Annotated in this window: 7 protein-coding genes and 1 pseudogene; 1 reads left to right on the forward strand and 7 read right to left on the reverse strand. The window is 59.6% G+C overall.

Going from position 1 to position 5,693, the window contains the following annotated elements:
- Window positions 1-39: 39 nt before the first annotated feature.
- The 5 genes from BN871_RS24220 to BN871_RS24240 all read right to left on the reverse strand — a co-directional run bounded on the left by BN871_RS24220 (window position 40) and on the right by BN871_RS24240 (window position 3,455).
- On the reverse strand, window positions 40-1,266 hold the full coding sequence (locus BN871_RS24220) for a spore germination protein (protein WP_053087043.1): 1,227 nt from the start codon (window positions 1,264-1,266) through the stop codon (window positions 40-42).
- Between the two features lie 85 nt (window positions 1,267-1,351).
- Window positions 1,352-1,954, reverse strand: a complete 603-nt coding sequence (locus BN871_RS24225; protein WP_157060382.1) for a hypothetical protein — start codon at window positions 1,952-1,954, stop codon at window positions 1,352-1,354.
- Window positions 1,955-1,959: 5 nt separating this feature from the next.
- Window positions 1,960-2,358, reverse strand: coding sequence for a Gfo/Idh/MocA family protein (locus BN871_RS24230; RefSeq protein WP_048749528.1), 399 nt, complete (start codon window positions 2,356-2,358; stop codon window positions 1,960-1,962).
- A 27-nt stretch (window positions 2,359-2,385) separates the two neighbouring features.
- Complete coding sequence (locus tag BN871_RS24235; protein WP_021881113.1) at window positions 2,386-2,724, reverse strand: cupin domain-containing protein; 339 nt, start codon at window positions 2,722-2,724, stop codon at window positions 2,386-2,388.
- 98 nt (window positions 2,725-2,822) lie between these two features.
- Window positions 2,823-3,455: a pyroglutamyl-peptidase I gene (locus BN871_RS24240; protein WP_021881114.1), complete on the reverse strand. Its 633-nt coding sequence runs from the start codon at window positions 3,453-3,455 to the stop codon at window positions 2,823-2,825.
- 503 nt (window positions 3,456-3,958) lie between these two features.
- Between BN871_RS24240 and BN871_RS27190 the strand changes: the two genes are divergently transcribed.
- Window positions 3,959-4,624 carry a zinc-dependent alcohol dehydrogenase family protein gene (locus BN871_RS27190; protein WP_232313313.1) on the forward strand — a complete coding sequence of 222 codons (666 nt, stop codon included), beginning with the start codon at window positions 3,959-3,961 and terminating at the stop codon, window positions 4,622-4,624.
- Window positions 4,625-4,714: 90 nt separating this feature from the next.
- Here BN871_RS27190 and BN871_RS24250 read toward each other — a convergent pair whose 3' ends face one another.
- Window positions 4,715-5,191, reverse strand: a complete 477-nt coding sequence (locus BN871_RS24250) for a hypothetical protein (protein ID WP_021881952.1) — start codon at window positions 5,189-5,191, stop codon at window positions 4,715-4,717.
- Window positions 5,188-5,693 (reverse strand): annotated as a pseudogene (locus tag BN871_RS24255) (hypothetical protein); the annotation flags it as partial. The pseudogene BN871_RS24255 and the gene BN871_RS24250, both read right to left, overlap by 4 nt.

Raw genomic sequence — 5,693 nt, forward strand, 5'->3', positions numbered from 1 at the left:
AGGATGCCGAGGATCTCACTCCATCGGCACAATCGCTGATCAAGGCTCCATCAGGAATGCTTCCACCAAGGCCGGGAAGGGGACGCCCTCGCGCTGCGCGGACAAGCCGATGAGCAGGTTGCTCGGAAGCATCTCCTGGTGGAAGGTCGTGATGGCGATATAGAGAGCCGGCAGATGCATGGAAATGAAAAAAGCGGCGATCCGGATCAGCCGCAGGAAGCTGGCGATGTCGAAGCGCTGATAATGGTCCTCCGGCGATTGAAAAAACCGGAAAAACGTCACGGGGCCGAGCAGCACGTAAGGACTGCCGTCCACCACGACGGCGAAATGTCCCTCCAGCAGCCCGGCGGCAGCCTGGTCGGGCCGTTCCGTGTTGAGCACGGTCGGGAACGGGGTGAACGAGGAGTCCTGGATGAACTCCTCGATGTAGCCGCTGTCCAGGACGCTGTCGATGTCGATGTCGTCCAGCCGCCTGCGCGCTTCCTTCACGATCTCGGCATCCACGATGCCGTTCATGTACAGCAGCGACACCTCCGTGCATGTCTCCCGCCCGATGCGCCGCGATTCCACCGTCAATCGCTCCGAGCGGATGATTCGGCGGATGAGGCCGATATTCGTCCGGGCCGACTCCGTGAACGCATGCTGGGGCCCGCGGATGACCGTCTGGGCCGTCGGTTCGCCGACCTGGCGGGTTTCCCCGCCGGCCGCTTCCGCCGCCACCGCTTCGTCGCTGCCTTCGACGAGGAGCAGGCAGCAGCCGAGCAGCAGCGCGTCGAGCGCTTCTTCCAGCGTCCGCACCGGCTCCGTCAAGCCGGTGGAGATCACGTTCAGACGCAGCTGCTCGATGCGGTCCTTGAGCCGGCCTTTTCCCTTGAGGCTGCCGGGCGCCGCTGCCTCCGCCGCCTGCAGCGGCTCAAGGACGTTCTTGCGGATCGCCTCCTCGTCCACGATCCCCTGCAAATACAGCGCCGCCAGCTGGATGCCGGGAAGAGCCCCGCTGGACAGCAGCCGCAGGCGGAGGTCTCCGCTGTGATGGAACTGCATGCGGATTGCATGGGCGTTGGCGGCCAGCGAAGGGCTCAGCGCAGTAGCCGTCTTCCTCCTTCCGAGAGGAGGGGGCTTCGCTGCGCCGCCATTGCCGCCATTGCCGCCGTTGCTGCTGCCGGCTCTTCCTTTGCCGTCCTTGCCGCCGCTGGCGCCCCTGTGGCTTTGGCTGCCGCTTGCGCTGTTTTCCGCCGAGCCGTTTCCGTTTTGGGCTCCAGACAAAACAAACCCCTCCCTTATCCAGAATGACCTTATTCTGGGCATGGGAGGGGATTTTTATCCAGCATTGGTTCGTTGTCCGGGAGCATCATCCTTCAGGGATGAGCCGAATCGCTTTCCCTTGCTTGGATGATTCCGCCGTCGCCAGGAGGGCGGCAAGCGTGCGCATATTGTCCGCGCCCGAGATTTTCGGCTCCCGCTGCTCCCGGATGGAAGCTGCGAATTCAGCCAGGACGCCATGAATGCCTTCCAGCTCTTGCGCCTGAAAGCCGATCCTGCTCTTCGTGCGGCCGTCTGCAATATAGACGCCGTAGCCGTCGCCCAGATCGTCCAGATGGACCGCTCCGCCCTCGAACTGAAATCTCCAGGCGCCTTCCCATGGCGTCGCAGCGCCTTTCGCCAGCAGGCTGCCCAGGTAGAAGACGTTGACGCCTGATTCCGTTTGGTAAACGGCATGCACATGCGGATCGCCTGCATAGCCGCTGCCGGGAGTATTCCACGTCTTTCCCGTCACCTGCGCGATATCGGAATCCAATAGAAACCGGATCATATCGACATGATGGACGCTCATCTCGAGCAGAACGTAATTGTCCATCGTCTTCTGATAAGGCTTGCCCTCATGCCCGTAAAAGAACTCCGATTGAACAAACGACAATCTCCCCAGATTCGCGCTCTGCAGGGTCTGCTTCAAGGCGATCACCGTCGCAAAATAACGGTAGTCTGATTGACCATCACATTGAGCCTGTTCCGGGCTGCAAGCGAATTCAGCTCCTCCGCTTCCTCCAGGGACAGCACGAACGGCTTTTCGATCAGCACATGGAGCTTATGCTCCAATGCGGACTTCGCTATCTCATAATGCACCGGAGAGAAGGCCGAGATGAACACGGCATCCGCATCCGCTTCTCGAAACGCCTGCTCATGGTCGGTGTAGCATAAGCTTTCAGGCAACTTGTTTTTCCGGGCATATTCAGTCACGGCGCTGCGGTTGATATCCACCAGCCCTGCGTAAGCAAAATCTCGGGATGCCAGGACAAAATGCTCGCCCACCCCTTGGCCATGATTGCCCAGCCCTACCTGGATCAGTTTTAGACGCACATTGTTTCCCCCTCCGCTAGTGCTTCTTTACTCCGCATCCGGCCCTTGCCGGTACAAGTAGCCCAGCCGGCAGCCTGGAGCAAGAATGCCGTAGATATAAACAGCCGTCATTTCCTCCGTGACAACGAGCGAATGCTCCTCGCCCTTCCTGGTCAGCACGAGATCCCCGGGACCGATCTCGTATTCATCCCCTTCGGTCGTGCAAATCCCCCTGCCGCTGACGATGATCCAATATTCATTGCAATCATGATAATGCAAGGGAACTTCTTGTCCCGCCTTCAGATGATTGATTCCGTAGTGGTTGATCTCGCTCCAATCCGGAAACAAGGACAACTCCTGCGCCTGCTCCTTGCGAATGACCGGCATTTGAAAACCTCCTGCTGCTGGGATCTCGGTTCAACCTATCCAATATAGCTCAAACAAGGCATGAAAAGGGGAGATTACAGGCGGAAGTCCGCAAAGAACTACCTCGCCTGCAGGGCCGATACGGTTACGCCGATAATCGCGCGCAGTCCTTCCAGCATCATCGGCTGCGGCATGAACGGGACCGAAGGCTGCGCGGCCGCCATCTCCGCCGAGGCGGGAAAATGCACGAAGCCGGCCCGGATCGGCAGCTCCCGGCGACGGATATGGTCCAGCACCCGGTACATCGTGTTGTTGCAGATGTAGGTTCCGGCTGTATTGGAAATTTCGCACGGGATGCCGAGTTCCGCCAGACGCTGCGCCATGGCGCGGATCGGCAGCGTGGAGAACAGTCCGTCCGGCCCCTCCTCGGCAATCGGCTCGTCGGTAGGCCGGGCGCCCCGGTTGTCGCCATGCGAACGGACCGGGACATCCTTGACGTTCACCGCGATCCGCTCCGGCGTAATCGCCGTCCGGCCCTTGGCCAGTCCGCATGCGATGACGGCATCGGGCTTGAACTTGTCCATCTCCTCGATGAGCCGGTCGGCGCATTCGTCGAAATGAACCGGAAGCAGCACCGTGTGCAGCTCCACGCCCTCGAATTGCTCCTCGGCCAGCTTCTCTATCAGCCAGCCCGTCGGATTGACGTCATCGCCTCCGAACGGCTCGAAGCCGGATACAAGCACCTTGATCATATGTACTCACTCTCCTTGTCTTTTCCATAGTAAAACATGCGGGCTCCGCAGGGAACCCGCTCGACCTTTATTTATAGTCCGCCTTGCGCATGCCGATATGCGGCGCTCTGCGGACGCTGATTCTTGATCCAACGTTCAATATGATCTTCCACAAAGCGGATTTCGCTCTCATAGTGCGCCAGGTGTCCCTCGTCAGCCATTTTGTGAAAGGCTGGATTCCCTTTGGCGGCACCGGTCTTCCATATATCGCATAGTGCCGTCAGGCGCTGAACGATCCCCTTCGGCAAATCATCGGGTAAGGTCCATATTTCACGATCGGAGGAATCGGTTCCCAGAAATCTCGGCGCTCCCTCGAACCCTCGTTGTTCCAGCTGTCTTAGAAGCCGATGGACAGAAGGATCCCAATAACCTGTCGGGCGACGAACTGTGCTCGCCATGCGGACAATGTGATCGTGGAACAGCGGGATGCCTCCCGCCTGGAGCCTGATGAGATACGGGTGGAGATGATCGCCCGCCCGATAAATCCGTCGGACTTGATCCCGATTCGCGGCGCTTATCGGCACCGTATCCCGCTGCCGTGCATACCAGGCTATGAGGGCGTGGGATCCGTCATCGCGATTGGCAGCAGCGTGCAGAAATCCATGCTTGGCAAGCGTGTATTGCCCCTTCGGGGAGAAGGAACCTGGCAGCAATATGTAAAGGCTTCTTCCTCCTTGTCTATCGAGAGCCCCCCTTTCATTCCGGACGACGAGGCTTCCCGATCCTATATCAACCCTCTCACGGCATGGATTCTTTGCAAGGAGCTTCTTGGGCGTTCCCCGGATTCCTTCCTGCTCGTCAATGCGTGCAGTTCTGCAATCGGACGCATGTTCGCTCAATTGTCGGCTGTTTTCGGATACAGGCTCATCGCCGTCGTGCGGAGTTCGGACTCTTGGAAGCGAATCGCAACGGAGCTTGATCTCCGATCGAAACTGTTTCATCTGCGGCATTGGATACAAGGAATTTCCGTGGAGGACTGGCAAAATTCCTTCCTGAACATCTTTGCATTGCTTCGTCAAAAGCAGCTCTGCCTGGGAAATATCGAAGCGAGATATCCTTTGGCCAAAATCGCAAAAGCGGTGCAGGCAGCCGAACGACCGGGACGGCAAGGGAAATTGCTGCTCACATGATGAATCCATTCCACGAATCAGCCCAACAGCAAAGGAGCCGTCTGCCCCGGGCAGACGGCTCCTTGCTCCTATGTCGCGCCTCATTCGGCTTCACTTCCCCGCTCCGCCCTTCAGCAGCTCGCCGATCTCCGCCGTATAACGGGACAGCTGCCAGCTGATCTCCGAGCGCATGACCTCCCGCGTCATGCCGAAGTGCTCCTCGTAGCCCCGGCAATAGTAGCGGTGGTACACGACCGAGTTCGACTGCTCCTCCGCGAGGATGCGGATGTTGCGCGCCTTGAGCTCCCGCCGCAGGGCGTACAGGTCGTGCATGATCCGGTCCAGCACCCGGTGGCCCGCCATCCCGTACAGGCGCCTCATCAGATTGGACGAGTTCTCGAGCTCGGACAGGCTCTTCTGGACCATCTTCTCCATATGAGGCAGCAGGATGTAATCCCGGATCATGACGCGCTCCTCCGCCGTCGTCACCTTGGCCTCCCGGGCGGAATGCTGCCCGTCGTACTGCTCCACATGCTCCGTCAGCAGCATCTTGGACTTCCAGCGCTCGTTGCCGTCCAGCTTGCTCATTTGTAATGCCCCCCAATTTGTTCGGCCCGCTCGCGGGCCACGCCCGACTCCAGCAGCGAGGAAGCCCGCATGATGGCGTCGGATCCGAACCGCTCCTTGATCCGGTCGATCGTTTTCTCCTTGCTGTACGCCCGGGTTCGATCCTCGAACAGCGTCAGCTGCATGACGCTGTCGTCCGTCAGCCCCGAGAGGGAGATGTTCAGCCGGCCGACCGGCAGGCCGCTCCAATGCCGGACGAACAGCTCCCGAACCGCCGCAGCGACCTCATGCGTCAGCGAGGTCGGCTGGGGCAGCGTCAGCTGGGGMTGMMCATTTCCTCCGCCTGCTTGCTCTCGTTCATGCTGGCCCGGTTCGGCCAGATATCGAAGACGCAGAGCGCCACGGAAAGAACGAGAAACTTCGAACGAAATCCAGCTGCCCTGGGCGCCTTCCGGCAGTCTCGGCCGGGGGTGGATTTGCGGATCCGCATGGCTGATGGAGCCTGAGTGTGAACTTGAACGCA

The sequence above is a fragment of the Paenibacillus sp. P22 genome (assembly GCF_000469945.2).
GTDB classification, from domain to species: domain Bacteria; phylum Bacillota; class Bacilli; order Paenibacillales; family Paenibacillaceae; genus Paenibacillus_O; species Paenibacillus_O humicus.

Excerpts from the sequence above, each read along its gene's own strand:
- BN871_RS24235 (WP_021881113.1), bottom strand. The coding sequence starts at position 2,724 with ATGCCGGTCATTCGCAAGGAGCAGGCGCAGGAGTTGTCCTTGTTTCCG.
- BN871_RS24240 (WP_021881114.1), bottom strand. The coding sequence starts at position 3,455 with ATGATCAAGGTGCTTGTATCCGGCTTCGAGCCGTTCGGAGGCGATGAC.
- BN871_RS27190 (WP_232313313.1), top strand. The coding sequence starts at position 3,959 with ATGATCGCCCGCCCGATAAATCCGTCGGACTTGATCCCGATTCGCGGC.
- BN871_RS24250 (WP_021881952.1), bottom strand. The coding sequence starts at position 5,191 with ATGAGCAAGCTGGACGGCAACGAGCGCTGGAAGTCCAAGATGCTGCTG.